At 67.0% G+C, this 16,061-nt stretch carries 12 protein-coding genes; 7 read left to right on the forward strand and 5 right to left on the reverse strand.

The genetic code is table 11. The features are described from left to right. The first annotated feature begins 11 nt into the window (after window positions 1–11). The 5 genes from H7F35_RS17585 to H7F35_RS17605 all read left to right on the forward strand — a co-directional run bounded on the left by H7F35_RS17585 (window position 12) and on the right by H7F35_RS17605 (window position 6,713). A complete protein-coding gene (locus tag H7F35_RS17585) occupies window positions 12–1,541 on the forward strand; it encodes a sugar ABC transporter ATP-binding protein (protein ID WP_187107900.1) in 1,530 nt (509 codons plus the stop codon). A 409-nt stretch (window positions 1,542–1,950) separates the two neighbouring features. Continuing rightward, complete coding sequence (locus H7F35_RS17590; protein ID WP_410010720.1) at window positions 1,951–2,979, forward strand: ABC transporter permease; 1,029 nt, start codon at window positions 1,951–1,953, stop codon at window positions 2,977–2,979. Continuing rightward, window positions 2,976–4,004, forward strand: a complete 1,029-nt coding sequence (yjfF, locus tag H7F35_RS17595; protein WP_187107902.1) for a galactofuranose ABC transporter, permease protein YjfF — start codon at window positions 2,976–2,978, stop codon at window positions 4,002–4,004. Before H7F35_RS17590 ends, yjfF begins: the two co-directional genes overlap by 4 nt. 30 nt (window positions 4,005–4,034) lie before the next feature. Continuing rightward, window positions 4,035–5,783, forward strand: a complete 1,749-nt coding sequence (locus H7F35_RS17600; RefSeq protein WP_187107903.1) for an IlvD/Edd family dehydratase — start codon at window positions 4,035–4,037, stop codon at window positions 5,781–5,783. 12 nt (window positions 5,784–5,795) lie between these two features. Continuing rightward, the gene (locus H7F35_RS17605; protein ID WP_187107904.1) at window positions 5,796–6,713 is read left to right on the forward strand and encodes a dihydrodipicolinate synthase family protein; all 918 of its coding nucleotides are present in this window, start codon (window positions 5,796–5,798) and stop codon (window positions 6,711–6,713) included. 21 nt (window positions 6,714–6,734) lie between these two features. Here the strand turns inward: H7F35_RS17605 and H7F35_RS17610 are convergent, their stop codons facing one another. From H7F35_RS17610 to cphA (H7F35_RS17630), 5 genes are all read right to left on the reverse strand, one after another. Then, window positions 6,735–7,007, reverse strand: a complete 273-nt coding sequence (locus tag H7F35_RS17610) for a hypothetical protein (protein WP_187107905.1) — start codon at window positions 7,005–7,007, stop codon at window positions 6,735–6,737. Between the two features lie 174 nt (window positions 7,008–7,181). Further along, on the reverse strand, window positions 7,182–7,613 hold the full coding sequence (locus H7F35_RS17615; RefSeq protein WP_187107906.1) for a hypothetical protein: 432 nt from the start codon (window positions 7,611–7,613) through the stop codon (window positions 7,182–7,184). 68 nt (window positions 7,614–7,681) lie between these two features. Next, entirely contained in the window at window positions 7,682–8,095 is a 414-nt protein-coding gene (locus H7F35_RS17620) for a hypothetical protein (protein WP_187107907.1), read from the reverse strand. Between the two features lie 155 nt (window positions 8,096–8,250). Further along, window positions 8,251–10,818 (reverse strand): cyanophycin synthetase, encoded by a 2,568-nt coding sequence (cphA, locus tag H7F35_RS17625; RefSeq protein ID WP_187107908.1) that lies wholly within the window; start codon window positions 10,816–10,818, stop codon window positions 8,251–8,253. Between the two features lie 68 nt (window positions 10,819–10,886). Next, complete coding sequence (cphA, locus tag H7F35_RS17630) at window positions 10,887–13,139, reverse strand: cyanophycin synthetase (protein ID WP_261803260.1); 2,253 nt, start codon at window positions 13,137–13,139, stop codon at window positions 10,887–10,889. A 139-nt stretch (window positions 13,140–13,278) separates the two neighbouring features. Here cphA (H7F35_RS17630) and H7F35_RS17635 point away from each other — a divergent pair, with 139 nt between their 5' ends. Further along, complete coding sequence (locus tag H7F35_RS17635; protein WP_187107910.1) at window positions 13,279–15,570, forward strand: ABC transporter ATP-binding protein; 2,292 nt, start codon at window positions 13,279–13,281, stop codon at window positions 15,568–15,570. Next, window positions 15,567–16,052 carry a DUF1854 domain-containing protein gene (locus H7F35_RS17640; RefSeq protein WP_187107911.1) on the forward strand — a complete coding sequence of 162 codons (486 nt, stop codon included), beginning with the start codon at window positions 15,567–15,569 and terminating at the stop codon, window positions 16,050–16,052. The genes H7F35_RS17635 and H7F35_RS17640 overlap by 4 nt, the downstream gene beginning before the upstream one ends. Window positions 16,053–16,061 lie beyond the last annotated feature (9 nt).

The raw sequence follows: 16,061 nt of genomic DNA on the forward strand, positions 1-16,061 counted from the left end.
CAAGCACGCGCATGACCGACGACCGCACCGCACCTGCGCCCGTGCTCGAACTGCGTGGCATCCACAAGCAGTTCAGCGGCATCTCGGTGCTGAACGACGTGCAACTGAAGCTGTACCCCGGCGAGATCCACGCGCTGATGGGGCAGAACGGCGCGGGCAAGTCCACGCTCATCAAAGTGCTCACGGGTGTGCTGGCGTCCAGCGGTGGCGAGATGTACCTCGACGGCAAGGCGATTCGCCCCGCCTCGCCGCTGGAGGCGCAGAAGCTGGGCATCAGCACGGTCTACCAGGAGGTGAACCTGTGCCCGAACCTCTCGGTGGCCGAGAACGTGTTCGCCGGGCGCTATCCGCGCTGCGGCATGGCGCAGGGCTTTCGCATCGACTGGGCGGCGGTGAACCGCCGCGCCGCCGAACTGCTGGCACGCATCGGGCTCGACATCGACGTGACGCGTCTGCTGTCGAGCTATTCGGTGGCGGTGCAGCAGATGGTGGCGATTGCGCGCGCGCTCGGTGTGTCGGCCAAGGTGCTGATCCTCGATGAGCCGACGTCGAGCCTGGACGATGACGAGGTGGAAAAGCTGTTCGAGGTGCTGCGGCGTTTGCGCGGCGAAGGGCTGGCCATCGTCTTCGTGACGCACTTTCTCAACCAGATGTACGCGGTGTCGGATCGCATCACGGTGCTGCGCAATGGCAACTGGGTCGGGGAGTGGCGCGCGGCGGACCTCGGGCCGCAGGCGCTGATCGCGGCGATGCTGGGGCGCGAACTCGCGGCGCAATCGGCACGCCCCGCCGCATTGCCTGCTTTTGATGAAGCCGCGCCGGCCTTGCTTCAAGCCGAGGGCTTGGGACAGGCGGGGCAGTTGCAGGCGACCGACCTGCGTGTGCGTGCCGGCGAGGTCGTCGGTATCGCAGGCCTGTTGGGCGCGGGCCGTACCGAGCTGGCGCGCCTGCTGTTCGGACTCGAAACGCCCGACCGGGGCGTGCTGAAGATTGACGGGCAGAGCGTGAGTTTCTCGAACCCGGCCGATGCGATCCGCGAAGGCCTGGCGCTGTGTCCCGAGGAGCGCAAGACCGATGGCATCGTGGCCGAGTTGTCTGTGCGCGAAAACATTGCGCTGGCGCTGCAGGCCCGGCTAGGGACCCGGCATTTCCTGTCACGCGCCGAGCAGACCGCGCTGGCCGAACGCTTTGTCACTTCGCTCGGCATCAAGACCGCGAGCGTCGAAACACCCATCGGCCTTCTCTCGGGCGGCAACCAGCAGAAGGCCATGATCGCGCGCTGGCTCGCGACCGAGCCGCGCTTGCTGATCCTGGACGAACCCACACGCGGCATCGACGTGGCGGCGAAGCAGGAGATCATGGAAGAGATCCTGCGGCTCGCGCGGGCCGGTATGGCGGTGATCTTCATTTCGTCGGAAATGAGCGAGGTGGTACGCGTGGCCCATCGCATCGTGGTACTGCGCGACCGCCAGAAAGTGGGCGAGTTGCCAGGCGGTTCGACCGAAGACGAGGTCTGCGAAATGATCGCGGCAACGGCATGACCCGCTCCCTGTATTTCTCCCTCCCCTCCCGGGGGAGGGCAGGGGTGGGGGCACAGCGGCTTTCACCTTCGCGCAGCCTTGAACGTGGGTACGGATACGGGTACGGGTACGGGTTCAGTTCAGGGCGTGCTCACGCCGACACGGTGCTCTTTTTCGCGAATGTCCCCCGCTTCGCTCCTCCTTTATTTCGCGAAAAAGAGCCCCGTATCGACGTGAGCGTTATCAGAGCACTGGTTGATCGGCGATCACCAGCAGCGTGTCCAGATGCGAATGACACCGGGTGCTCCCCGCAGCGAAATAAAGGAGGAGCGAAGCGGGGGACATTCGCACAGGGGCGCGCCCGGCTTCATTCGCACGTTGCGCGATGCACGCCGGAGCAAATGAAATGACCGCCTCCAAAACAACAAACATGGCAGCCGCAATGCGACAACACCGCCTGCTATGGCCCATCGTCACGCTCCTGTTGCTACTCGCAGTGAACACAGCGTTCAACGCCAGCTTCCTGCACCTCGAATGGCGCGACGGCCATCTCTACGGCAGCCTCATCGACATCCTGAACCGCGCGGCACCGCTGGTGCTGGTGTCGCTGGGCATGACGCTGGTGATCGCGACGCGCGGCATCGACATCTCGGTGGGCGCTGTGGTGGCGATTGCCGCAGCGTTGGCTGCATGGATGATCGGCGGCTCGGTCGCAAGCGACGTGAGCAGGTTCCCGATGTGGCTGGCCATCGTGGCGGCCATTGCCCTCGCGCTGCTGTGCGGCCTGTGGAACGGGCTGCTGGTCGCCAAGGTCGGCATGCAGCCGATCATCGCGACGCTGATCCTCATGGTGGCGGGGCGCGGCATCGCGCAGCTCATCGCGGATGGGCAGATCATCACGATCTACTACAAGCCCTTCTTCTTCCTCGGCAGCGGCTATCTGCTGGGCCTGCCGTTCTCGCTGTTCATCGTGGCGGCGGTGTTCGTGCTGCTGTACCTGGCCATCACGCGCACTGCGCTCGGGTTGTTCATCCAGGCGGTGGGCATCAATCCGACGGCGGCGCGCGTGGCCGGGGTTCAGGCGCGGCGGCTGGTGGTGGGGGCCTATGCGTTCTGCGGTGCTTGCGCGGGTGTTGCCGGTCTGCTGATCAGCTCCAACGTGAAGAGTGCGGACGGCAACAACGCGGGGCAACTGATCGAGCTCGATGCGATCCTCGCGGTCACGCTGGGCGGTACCGCGCTGACCGGTGGGCGCTTCAGCCTCGTGGGCAGTGTGATCGGGGCGCTGATCATCCAGACGCTGACCTATGCGATCTATTCGCTGGGTGTGCCGCCGGAGATCAACCTCGTGGTGAAGGCGGGCGTGGTGTTTGCGGTGATGCTGTTGCAGTCGCCGGAGTTTCGGGCCGAGCTTCGGTCGCTGGTGCAGCGGCCCGCGCATGAAGGGGGACGGGCATGAGCGCGGTGTTGGATACGGCGCCCTCGTCCCAGCCTGCTTCCGTGCACGGAAGAAGAGGCAAGAAGGGGCTGAACCCGAAGTACCTGCCGTTGGTGGCGACGATCTCGCTGTTCGTGCTCGTCGCCACGCTCGGCTCGATCTTCTACGAAGGCTTCTTCTCCGCGCAGGTGTTCCTCAATCTGCTGATCGACAACGCCTTCCTGATTGTCGTGGCCGTGGGCATGACCTTCGTGATCCTCTCGGGCGGCATCGACCTGTCGGTGGGCTCGGTGATCGCATTGACCACCATGGTGTCGGCCTCGCTGGTCGAGAAGCACGGCTGGAGCCCGGCCATCGTGATTCCGCTGGTGCTGCTCATGGGCACGGCCTTCGGTGCGTTCATGGGGCTGCTCATCGAGCGCTTCCGGTTGCAGCCCTTCATCGTCACGCTGGCGGGCATGTTCCTGGCACGCGGGCTGTGCTACCTCATCAGCATCGACTCGATCAGCATCACCAACGAGTTTTATTCGGAGGTCTCGCAGATCCGCATTCCGATCTGGGGCGAGGCTTCGGTGTCGATCAGCGCGGTGATCGCCATCGTGGTGCTGCTCGCGGCGGTGTTCATCGCGCACTGCACGCCCTTCGGCCGCGCGGTGTACGCCATCGGTGGCAGCGAGCATTCGGCGATGCTGATGGGCCTGCCGGTGCGTCGCACGCTGATCGGCGTGTACACGCTCTCGGGCTTCTGCTCGGCGCTGGCGGGCGTGATCTTCACCTTCTACATGCTCTCGGGCTACGGCCTGCATGCGGTGGGGCTGGAGCTGGACGCCATCGCTGCGGTGGTGATCGGCGGCACGCTGCTCACAGGTGGTGTGGGCTACGTGGCGGGCACGCTGTTCGGCGTGCTGATGCTCGGGATCATCCAGACGCTGATTTCATTCGACGGCACGCTCAGTTCGTGGTGGACGCGCATCGTGGTCGGCGCGCTGCTTTTCGTGTTCTGCCTGCTGCAGCGCTTCTTCACTTCGCGCGCACCCCGGCGCTGACTTTCTTTTTTCTTTCCCAGGACACCTCGCATGCCGGACACCCCTCCGAAGAAACTGCGCTCGACCGAATGGTTCGGCTCGGCCGACAAGAACGGCTTCATGTACCGAAGCTGGATGAAGAACCAGGGCATTCCGGATCACGAGTTCGACGGCCGGCCGATCATCGGCATCTGCAACACTTGGTCGGAGCTGACGCCGTGCAACGCGCACTTTCGCAAGATCGCCGAGCACGTGAAGCGCGGCATCTCGGAGGCGGGCGGATTTCCGGTCGAATTTCCGGTGTTCTCGAACGGCGAGTCGAACCTGCGGCCGACCGCGATGCTCACGCGCAACCTCGCGAGCATGGACGTGGAAGAAGCGATTCGCGGCAACCCGGTCGATGCGGTGGTGCTGCTCACGGGCTGCGACAAGACCACGCCTGCGCTGCTGATGGGCGCGGCGAGCTGCGACATCCCGGCCATCGTGGTAACGGGTGGGCCGATGCTCAACGGCAAGCTCGACGGCAAGGACATCGGCTCGGGCACGGCCGTGTGGCAACTGCACGAATCGCTGAAGGCGGGCGAGATCAACCTGCACCAGTTCCTTTCGGCCGAGGGCGGCATGTCGCGTTCGGCAGGCACCTGCAACACGATGGGCACGGCTTCGACCATGGCCTGCATGGCCGAGGCGCTGGGTACTTCGCTGCCGCACAACGCGGCCATTCCGGCGGTCGATGCGCGTCGCTATGTGCTCGCGCAGATGTCGGGCATGCGCGCGGTGGCGATGGCGAAAGAAGGGCTCACGCTGTCGAAGATCCTCACGCGCGAGGCTTTCGAGAACGCCATCCGCGTGAATGCGGCCATCGGCGGATCGACCAATGCGGTGATCCATCTGAAGGCGATTGCCGGGCGCATCGGCGTCGAGCTGGAGCTGGAAGACTGGACGCGCATCGGCAGCCACACGCCGACCATCGTGGACCTGATGCCCTCGGGCCGTTTCCTGATGGAGGAGTTCTATTACGCCGGTGGATTGCCTGCCGTGCTGCGCCGCCTGGGCGAGAACGGCCTGCTGCCGCACCCTGGCGCGCTCACCGTCAACGGCCACTCGATCTGGGACAACGTGCGCGAGGCGCCGAGCCTGAACGACGAAGTGATCCGTCCGCTGAACAACCCGCTGATAGCAGATGGCGGCATCCGCATCCTGCGCGGCAATCTCTCGCCGCGCGGCGCGGTGCTCAAGCCTTCGGCTGCATCGCCCGAGCTGCTCAAGCACCGTGGCCGTGCGGTGGTGTTCGAGAACCTCGAACACTACAAGGAACGCATCGTCGACGAAGACCTCGACATCGATGCCAGCTCGGTGATGGTGCTGAAGAACTGCGGCCCCAAGGGCTACCCCGGCATGGCCGAGGTGGGCAACATGGGGCTGCCGCCGAAGCTGCTGCGCCAGGGCGTGAAGGACATGGTGCGCATCTCGGATGCGCGCATGAGCGGCACGGCCTATGGCACGGTGGTGCTGCACGTCGCGCCGGAGGCGGCCGATGGCGGGCCGCTGGCGGCGGTGCGCGATGGCGACTGGATCGAGCTCGATTGCGATGCGGGGCGGCTGCACCTGGACATCAGCGATGAAGAGCTGGCGGCGCGACTGGCCGCGTTGTCCAGCACCGATGCACAGCCGATGAGCACGCGCGGTGGCGGCTATCAGAAACTGTACGTCAACCATGTGCTGCAAGCCGACGAAGGCTGCGACTTCGACTTTCTCGTCGGCTGCCGCGGCGCCGGCGTTCCCCGTCACTCACACTGATTCACTGAAGCCATGACACCCAGATACAGAGGCATCTTCCCGGTGGTGCCCACCACTTTCACCGAACAGGGCGCGCTCGACATCGAGAGCCAGAAGCGCTGCGTCGATTTCATGATCGACGCGGGCTCCGATGGCCTGTGCATCCTCGCGAATTTCTCCGAGCAGTTCGTGTTGTCCGACGAAGAGCGGGAAGTGCTGACGCGCACGGTGCTCGAACACGTGAAGGGCCGTGTGCCGGTGATTGTGACGACCACGCACTACAGCACGCAGGTCTGTGCCGAGCGCAGCCGCCGCGCGCAGGGCATGGGCGCGGCGATGTTGATGGTGATGCCGCCGTACCACGGCGCGACCTTCCGCGTGCCGGAGCCGCAGATCTTCGAGTTCTATGCGCGGCTGTCGGATGCGGTGGGCATTCCCGTCATGATTCAGGACGCGCCGGCCAGCGGCACGGTGTTGTCGGCACCGTTCCTCGCGCGCATGGCGAAGGAGATCGAACACGTCGCGTACTTCAAGATCGAAACGGCCGGTGCGGCTGCAAAGCTGCGCGAACTGATCCGTCTGGGCGGCGATGCCATCGAAGGTCCGTGGGACGGCGAAGAGGCGATCACGCTGATGCCCGACCTCGACGCCGGTGCGACCGGCTCAATGACCGGCGGTGGCTACCCGGACGGCATCCGCCCGATCATCGAGGCGCACCGCGCGGGCGACCGCGACAAGGCCTTCGCGCTCTACCAGCAGTGGTTGCCGCTCATCAACTATGAGAACCGGCAAGCGGGTCTGCTGGCTTGCAAGGCTCTGATGAAGGAGGGCGGTGTGATCGCTTGCGAGGCGCCGCGCCACCCGCTGCCGGCGTTGCACCCCGACACGCGCGCCGGCCTGATCGAAACCGCGAAGCGGCTCGATCCGATGGTGCTGCGCTGGGGGAAGTGAGGGAAGAGAAAGAAAGCCTGTTCAGGCTTGCGGGGTGCTGACGCTTTTTTCGAGTTCAGTGACCTGCAACGACAGGTCGAACAGCTTGGACTTGCTGGCGTAATAGCGGTCGAGCCGCCATTCCTTCAGGATGTCCATCGCGAGCTGGAAGCTCTTGTAGTCGAGGTTGTAGAGCGTGATCAGCTCGAAGCTGCGTTCGGACTCGAGCGCCAACACGAGCTGGGCCAGGATTTTGGCCGATTCGTTGGCCGGGTCCGTTTCTATGAATCGGCGAGCGACCTTGATGGCATTCATGGGGAAGAGTTCCTCGGTTGGCAGGGGACCGAGAACTATAGCTAGCACCGTCTCGGGTTTTATGACAGTCGCGTGACAAACGGGGCCATCGCTCCGGGTTTTCCCTTGGCCGCTGCCCGGTCCCCCGGCGCAGCGGCTTTTTCAGCGGCTCATTCGGCTCGCAGCCGGGCGGGATCAGCGCATGGGTGCAGGCATCCGTCGTTCTTCGGGGGCTGGCATCACGGTCGTGGTGACCGACTCGCGGATCACGCCGCCGCCCATCACGCTGCCCTCGACCCGGCTGTCGGTGTTGCCCATGCTGCCGAGCACGCGTGCCTCGCAGGCAGAGCGGTCCGACGGCGGCTGCAGGCTGCAGCGGGACAGGGCATTGGCACGGTAGTCGGGGGCGCTGGTCAGGCCGCCACGGGCTGCGGCCTGGCGCGCGGCGCCGGCTTCGCGGATGCAGGCTGCACGGTCCTGCTGGTTGTGGCCGCAGACCGCGATTTCCCGCTGGTAGGTGCTGTCGGATTCCCCTCGCCGTGGCGTGGCCGCCGAGGCGATGGTGCTGGCCGCCAGCCCGCTGATGGCCAGCAGGGCGAAGATCATCGAGCGCGCATTGCTTGTCATGGAAGGCTCCTTGAAGTGACCGGTAAAAACCTGGGTGTGTTGGACAGGCCGGATTCGGCCGGGTTCATTCAACGTGGCGGTTGCACGGGCTGGGCCGGCAGGGGCGTGACGGTTTCGCGGATGATGCCGCCGCCCATCACGCTGCCGTCGATGGTGGTGTGCGCGCCGCCTCTGACGCGCGCCTCGCAACCGGCCTGATCGCCGGCGGGCTGCTCACGGCAGCGCGCGAGCGCATTGGTGTCTTCGCGGCCGAGGCTGGGGGAGGTGAGGCCGTTGCGGCCCGCTTCTTGGCGCGCCGCGCGGGCTTCGCGCAGGCAGGCGGCACGGTCTTGCTGTACGCCGTCGCAGGTGGCGTGTTCGTTCTGCAGCCGGGGGTTGGCGCCCGGCGCCTGGGCGCTGGCAACGGGTGCGCCGAGGACGAAAAAGCCGCCGGCCGCAAAGAGGGCTGTGGCGGAAAGGACGGAACGAATTGTTCTTGTCATGGGTGCTCCTGGTTGGGAGGCACCCCACAGACTCCGAAGGGTGCGACCGGAGGAGCAGTGTCGGCTCAGCAGGCGTGTGCGGCCTGTGGGACAGCGCACTGTACCGACCGTGCCGGACGCGCCCCTTCGTGTGGGACGTGTCCGGCACGCAGGCCCTAGCCCGCTGCGATGCGCTGTGCGAGGTGAGCGAGCGCTTCCTCGACCTGATCGACCAGGATCAGCGAGAGGTCGCCCGGCTGCAGGCGGGCCAGTGCCGCATCGATGGCAACGAACTCACCACGGATCTCGTCGATCTGGCGGGTGCGTGCCGCGCCCTGCAGGCCCTGGCGCAGCAGCGCCATCACCTCGCCATCGGCCCGGCCACGCTGCGCCGCGTCCTGATAGAGGATCACGTCGTCGAAGGCCTGGCCGAGGATGGCGGTCTGGTCGCGGATGTCGGAGTCGCGGCGGTCGCCCGCGCCGCTGATGACCACCGAGCGCTTGTTGGCCGGCATGGTGTCGACGGCCGAGACCAGCGCGCGCATGGCGTCGGTGTTGTGGCCGTAGTCGGCAATCACGGTGGCGCCGCGGTAGTCCATGACGTTGAAACGGCCCGGCACGCCGGCCGCGTCGTTCATGAAACTGGCCAGGCCGCTGCGGATGGTGTCCCAGTCCAGGCCCACGGCCCAGGCTGCGGCCACCGAGGCCATCACGTTGTCGACCTGGAAACCGATGGTGCCGTTGCGCGTGATCGGCACGTCGCGCAGTGCGATGCGCTCGCGCCACGAGCCTTCGGCCGCCACCAGCGTGTCCTGGTCGACGTACACGGTGCGCTTGCCTTGTGCGCGGTGCGTGGCCATCACCGGATGCTGGCGGTCGGCGGTGAAGAAGATCACGTGGCCGGGGCAGCCGGCCGCCATGGCGGCGACATTCGGGTCGGCGGCATTGAGCACCGCAAAACCGTCGGAGGCCACGTTGCGCACGATGACGCGCTTGAGCACCGCGAGGTCTTCGACGGTGGTGATGTAGTTCAGGCCCAGGTGGTCGCCGCTGCCGATGTTGGTGACCACGGCCACCTGGCAGCGGTCGAAGCCCAGGCCTTCGCGCAGCACGCCGCCACGGGCCACTTCGAATACGGCCGCGTCCACGTCGGGGTGCATCAGCACATTGCGCGCGCTCTTGGGGCCGCTGCAGTCGCCGCTGTCGGTCTGGCGTCCGTCGACGTACACGCCGTCGGTGTTGGTCATGCCGGTGCGCAGGCCGCTGGAAGCGAGCAGGTGGTTGATGAGGCGCGCGGTGGTGGTCTTGCCGTTGGTGCCGGTGACGGCCACGACCGGGATGCGACCGTCGTCGCCATGGGCGAACAGCGTGTCCATCACCGCTTCGCCGACGGCGCGGCCGCGGCCGAACGAAGGCGAGATGTGCATGCGCAAGCCGGGCGCGGCGTTGACTTCGACCACGCCGCCATGCTGCTCTTCGAGCGGGCGCAGCACGTTCTCGCAGACCATGTCGACGCCGCAGATGTGCAGGCCGACCATCTGCGCCGCATCGACCGCGCGCGCGGCCACTTCGGGGTGCACGGTGTCGGTCACGTCGGTGGCGGTGCCGCCGGTGGAGAGGTTCGCGTTGTTGCGCAGCACCACGCGCTGGCCGCGCGCGGGCACGCTGTCGGGCGTGAGGCCCTGGGCTTCGAGCCGGCCGATGGCGATGTCGTCCAGGCGGATCTTGGTGAGCGAGGTGGCGTGGCCCTCGCCGCGGCGCGGATCGAGGTTCACGGTGTCCACGAGCTGGCGCACGGTGGCGCTGCCGTCGCCGATCACCTGGGGCGGATCGCGCCGTGCAGCGGCCACGAGGCGGTCGCCGACCACCAGCAGGCGGAAGTCGAAGCCGGGCAGGAATTTCTCGACCATCACCTCGCCGTACACGGCGGCCGAGTCGTATGCCGCGAACAGTTCTTCGCGCGTGGTGATGTTGACCGTGACGCCCTTGCCCTGGTTGCCGTCCTGCGGCTTGACCACGACCGGCAGGCCGATTTCATGGGCGGCGGCCCAGCCGTCTTCGGCGCTGCTGACGGGGCGGCCCAGCGGCACCGGCACGCCGGCGGCGTTGAGCAACTGCTTGGTCAGTTCCTTGTCCTGTGCGATCGATTCGGCCACGCCGCTGGTGCTGTCGATTTCGGCGGCCTGGATGCGGCGCTGCTTGGCGCCCCAGCCGAACTGCACGAGGCTGCCGCTGGTGAGGCGGCGGTAGGGAATGCCGCGTGCCACGGCTGCATCGACGATGGAGCCGGTGCTCGGGCCCAGGCGTTCGGATTCATCGAGGTCGCGCAGCTCGACGATGGCCGCGTCGGCGTCGAAGGCGGTGTCGGCCAGTGCGGCGGCGATCAGTTCTTCGGCCAGCGCCAGTGCGCGGCGGCCCACGGCCTCTTCGCTGTACTGGACGGTGACCTGGTAGACGCCTTCTTCCGTCGTGGGCGCGGTATGGCCGTAGTTGACGGCGCAGCCGGCCTGGGCCTGCAGTGCCACGGCGGCGTTTTCGAGCACGTGGGCCAGCGCCAGCGGCTGGCCCAGCACCATCGGGTGCAGCTCGCCAATGGTGGGGAAGCGGGCGCGCAGGCGGGCCTCGAAACCGGCCAGCTTGCTGATGGCGTTTTCATCGCCTTCGCAGGCGACGACCGCTTCGACGGCGGTGTGGCGGCTCCAGAGATTGGGCCCGCGAAGGGCGCGGATGCGGGTGACTTTCATGGGGCTACGGCTCGGTTCGCGGATTCTGTTGGACGATGGGGCCGCCTCTGCCGAGGCGGCCGCGCGCGTCAGGCAAGTTGATGTTGGGGGTGCTGCGACGACAGGGGCTGTGTCTGCGACAACTGCAGCGACGCCAGCGCGGCCTGCAGGTCGGCCTCGAAGGCCTCGACACCGGCGCCGATCAGGTTCAGCGGAATGCCCATGGCCCAGGCGGCCGCCACGGCAGCCAGCAGGCTTTCGAGGCTCACGCCGGCATGGGTGGCGCGCCAGATCGTCAGGCGACCCAGGCCTGGCAGGAAAGATTCGCTGCTTCCGGTGGCCAGCACCACGCGGTCTTGTCGCACCAGCACGGCCTTGCCGCCGGCACTCTGGTGCGCGGTGAGCGCCGGGGCTTGCGAATCGGCGGCATACAGGATGACCGCGCCGTCGCACAGCGGCGCGAGGCCGGCCACGCGCGCGTCGTCCGCGTTCAGCACGGCGGTGCCTTCGCTGAGCACCACGTCGACCTGCGTGCGCAGCACCTTGACCATCTGGTCGCTCTCGGTGATGTCGTAGTCGGCCAGTGCTTCCGAGCCTTCGAGGTCGGTCACGACGCCGACTTCGCAGCGGTCGTAGGAAAGGCCGTCGCGCAGGATGGTTTCGGCGCCGTTCTCGATCACCACGGCCTGCACGGCACGGTTGACCAGCAGCCGATGGCCGGCGTCCCAGTTGGCGCTGTCGCGTGCATCGACGCGGCGGCGTTCCAGGAACAGGCCGTCGCGGCAGGCCAGGCCGGTGTGGCGGCCGCCCAGGTTGATCAGCCAGGCGATCAGGCGTGCCAGCACGGCGGTGTCGCGCGAGCCGGCCACGCCGACCACCGGAATGCGGCCGGGCGCGTCGTTGGGGAACAGGTGGTCGCAAATGGCGCGGCCCACGGGGCGCGGCGAACCGACGGCCGGCTTCAGGTGCATCAGCAGGCCGGGGCCGGCGTTGACTTCGACGATCGCGCCGCCCTGCGGACCCAGCGGCTTGCTGATGTCCAGCGCCACCATGTCGATGCCGGCGATGTCCAGGCCCACGACGCGGGCGGCCAGCACGGCGGCGTGCGCGACTTCGGGGTGGACCTGGTCGGTGCAGTCGTTGGCCATGTTGCCGTTGCGCTGGATCGTGACCACGCGGCCGGCAGCAGGCACGGCCGCGCCGTCGAGTTCCTGGCGCTTGAGTTCGAGCTGCAGCTTGGCGTCGGTGGCCAGCACGATCAGGTCGAGCGGGAATTCTTCTTCGGCACCGCGGCGCGGGTCGCTGTTGAGCTGCTTTTCGATCAGCTCGGCCACGGTGCTCTTGCCGTCGCCGGTGACGGTGATGATCTCGCCGCGCGCGGCTGCCACCACTTCGCCACCCACCACCAGCAGGCGGTGCTCGTGGCCACGGATGAAGCGCTCGACCATCACGTCGCTGCCTTCGGGCTCGGCGACCGCGAAGGCGGCGATGACTTCTTCGCGGGTGGTCAGCTCGAGCGACACGCCGCGGCCATGGTTGGCGTCCGACGGCTTGACGACCACGGGCAGGCCGATGTCTTCGGCGGCTTCCCAGGCTTCTTCGGCATTGGCGACCACCTGGCCCTCAGGCACGGGCACGCCGCAGCTGGCCAGCAGCGACTTGGTCAGTTCCTTGTCGCTGGCGATCGATTCGCCGATGGCGCTGGTGTAGTCGGTCTCGGCGGTCCAGATGCGTTGCTGGTTGGCGCCGTAGCCCAGTTGCACCAGGTTGCCGCTGTTCAGCCGCATGTGCGGAATGCCGCGGTCGGTGGCGGCGCTCACGATGGCGGCGGTACTCGGGCCGAGGTAGCAGTCTTCGACCTTGGCCTTGACCGCGTCGACCGCTTTTTGCACGTCGTCGGCACTGAAGGGGTCGCTGTTGATGGCAGCCATCAGCAGGCGATGACCTTCGGCCAGCGCCACCCGGGCCACCTGCTCGTCGCGCGCGCGGAACACCATGCGGTAGACGCCGTGTTCCGAGGTGCTGCGGGTTTGCCCGAAGCCGGTCGGCATGCCGGCGAGGTTCAAAAGCTCGATGACCACGTGTTCGAGCACGTGGCCCGACCAGGTGCCCTCGGTCAGGCGCTGGATGAAGCCGCCGCGCTCGCCCACGCCGCAGTGGTGCTCGATGAGCGCCGGCAGCAGGCCGGTCAGGCGGTCGGTGAAACCGTCGATCTTGTTGGAGGGGAAGTCTTCCAGTTGGCCCAGATCGAGCCAGACTTCGAGCACCGGACGGTAGGTCCAGAGGTTGGGACCGCGCAAATAATTGATGCGCAGCAGGCGGATGTCGTCGAAACGGGTCATGCAAACGTTCGATGTGCTTTGGCCGAGCACCATGGCGCCTTCAAGCGCGCCCATGGCGATCGGTCAGAATCGGCGCCCGACAAAGGACGCCATGACGCGGTCCATGCGGCCCGCGACGGGCAAGAGTCAGAGAAACACAATGCAACATCACGATCCAGTCGGCACCCGGGAGGGCGAAACAGAGTCGGCTTCAGAGCTTCTGAAAAACCGGCTCGCAGTCGCGGAAAACGTTCTGGTAATACTGTCGGTTGACCTTGACGACCAACTTCGCTTCGCTTCGGGCCTAGTTGCCCTGACTGACCAGCGGCTGATCGCACGGGAGCCGGGCGGCGAATGGCGTGAGTGGCCGCTCACGGATGCGGCCCTCGAACTGCGACTTTCCGACCATTCCGGCGTCGGAACCCTTGATTTGACGGGGCCTGCGGGCCGATTGGGCCGTTGGCGCTACACCCTGGCCAGCCAGGTCGAGGCACTGCGGCTGCTCAAGCTTTTCGGCCAGCGCATGGCGGGTGTCGCCAAGGCGACACCAGAAATAATCGAGGCCGCGGACGGCGACGACTTGGCCACCGCCGACACCGAACGCCAGTCCCCGCCCTCGACCTGGGTTTTGTTACGACTCGGCCGTTTCGCCAAGCCGTACCGCAAGCAACTGATTGCAGGGTTTCTACTGACCCTGATCTCGACCGCCGCCACGCTGGTGCCGCCGTACCTGACCATCCCGCTGATGGACGACATCCTGATTCCGTTCCAGAACGGGCAGAAGATCGACTCCGGGCGCGTGGGCCTCTACCTCGGTGGCCTGCTTGGCGCCGCGCTGCTGGGCTGGGGCCTGGGCTGGGCCCGCACCTATCTGCTGGCGCTGGTGTCCGAACGCATCGGCGCCGACCTGCGCACCACCACGTATGAGCATCTGCTGACCCTGCCACTGGACTATTTCGGCGGCAAGCGCACCGGCGACCTGATGTCGCGCATCGGCTCGGAAACCGACCGCATCAACGTGTTCCTGTCGCTGCATGCGCTCGATTTCGCCAACGACGTGCTGATGATCGTGATGACCGCGGTCATTCTGTTCTCCATCAACCCGCTGCTGGCGATGGTCACGCTGGTGCCGCTGCCGTTCATCGCCTGGATGATCCACGTGGTGCGCGACCGCCTGCGCACCGGCTTCGAGAAGATCGACCGCGTCTGGTCCGAGGTGACCAATGTGCTGGCCGACACCATCCCCGGCATCCGCGTGGTCAAGGCCTTCGCGCAGGAACGCCGCGAAGCCGAGCGCTTTCGCATCGCCAACGCCTACAACCTGCAGGTCAACGACAAGCTCAACCGCACCTGGTCGCTGTTCACGCCGACCGTGTCGCTGCTGACCGAAATCGGCCTGCTCGTGGTCTGGGCCTTCGGCATCTGGCAGGTGGCGCGCGGCAGCATCACGGTGGGTGTGCTCACCGCATTCATTGCGTACATCGGCCGCTTCTATACGCGGCTCGACTCCATGAGCCGCATCGTGTCGGTCACGCAGAAGGCGGCGGCCGGCGCCAAGCGCATCTTCGACATCCTCGACCACGTGAGCAACGTGCCTGAGCCGGCCAATCCGGTGAAGGTCGAGCGCGTGCAGGGCCGCATCGAGATGAGCGGGCTGGGCTTTCGCTATGGCTCGCGCGCCGTGATCCACAACCTCGACCTGGTGATCGAGCCCGGCGAGATGATCGGCCTCGTGGGCCACAGCGGCTCGGGCAAGAGCACGCTGGTCAACCTGATCTGCCGCTTCTACGACGTGACCGACGGCGCCATCAAGGTCGACGGCACCGACATCCGCCGCTTCGCCGTGGCCGATTACCGGCGCCACGTGGGGCTGGTGCTGCAGGAGCCCTTCCTGTTCTTCGGCACCATCGCGCAGAACATCGCCTACGGCAAGCCCGACGCCACGCGCGAAGAAGTCGTGGCCGCCGCGCGCGCCGCGCATGCGCACGACTTCATCCTGCGGCTGCAGCACGGCTACGACTCGCTGGTGGGCGAGCGCGGGCAGGGCCTGTCGGGCGGCGAGCGCCAGCGCATCAGCATTGCGCGCGCGCTGCTGATCGATCCGCGCATCCTGATCCTCGACGAGGCCACCTCGGCCGTGGACACCGAGACCGAAAAGGAAATCCAGAAGGCGCTCGACAACCTCGTGCAGGGCCGCACCACCATCGCCATTGCCCACCGCCTGTCGACGCTGCGCAAGGCCGACCGGCTCGTGGTCATGGACCGCGGCGAAGTGGTCGAGGTCGGGCCGCACGACACCTTGATGGCCAAGCAGGGCGCGTACTGGCGGCTTTATCAGGCGCAATTGCGCCAGGGCGACGACGACGCGAGCGAAGGCGCGGCCGACGAGCGGGCGGGCGCACAAGCGCCGCTGGCGATCAGCCACGCAGCCCATCCAGCGGGGGACGCATGAGCGACGACAACAACATCACCCAGGCTTTTGAACTCGAGCGTGACTCGTTCGGCCGCCTCGTGCTGACCGATGCGCAAGGCGAGCGCCATGTGGGCGTGACGCCCGTGCGGGCCTTTCCGCTCAGCGCGCCCGCCGATGGCGTCTCGCTGGTCGGCAGCGAGGGCCGCGAGCTGGTCTGGATCGACCGCGTCGAGCTGCTGCCGGCGCAAACCCGCACGCTGCTCGAACAGGAACTGGCCGTGCGCGACTTCGCGCCCACGCTGCTTCAACTGCACAGCGTGTCCAGCTTCGGCGTGCCCAGCACCTGGACCGTGAAAACCGACCGTGGCGACACCAGCTTCGTGCTCAAGGCCGAGGAAGACATCCGCCGGCTCGAAGGCGGCGCGCTGCTGATTGCCAGCGCGCACGGCGTGCAGTTCCGCATTCCCGATGTGAAGACGCTCGACCGCGCCTCGCGCAAGCTGCTCGAGCGCTTCCTCTAGCAGCCGGCA

Source organism: Variovorax sp. PAMC26660, assembly GCF_014302995.1.
Taxonomy (GTDB): Bacteria; Pseudomonadota; Gammaproteobacteria; order Burkholderiales; family Burkholderiaceae_C; genus Variovorax.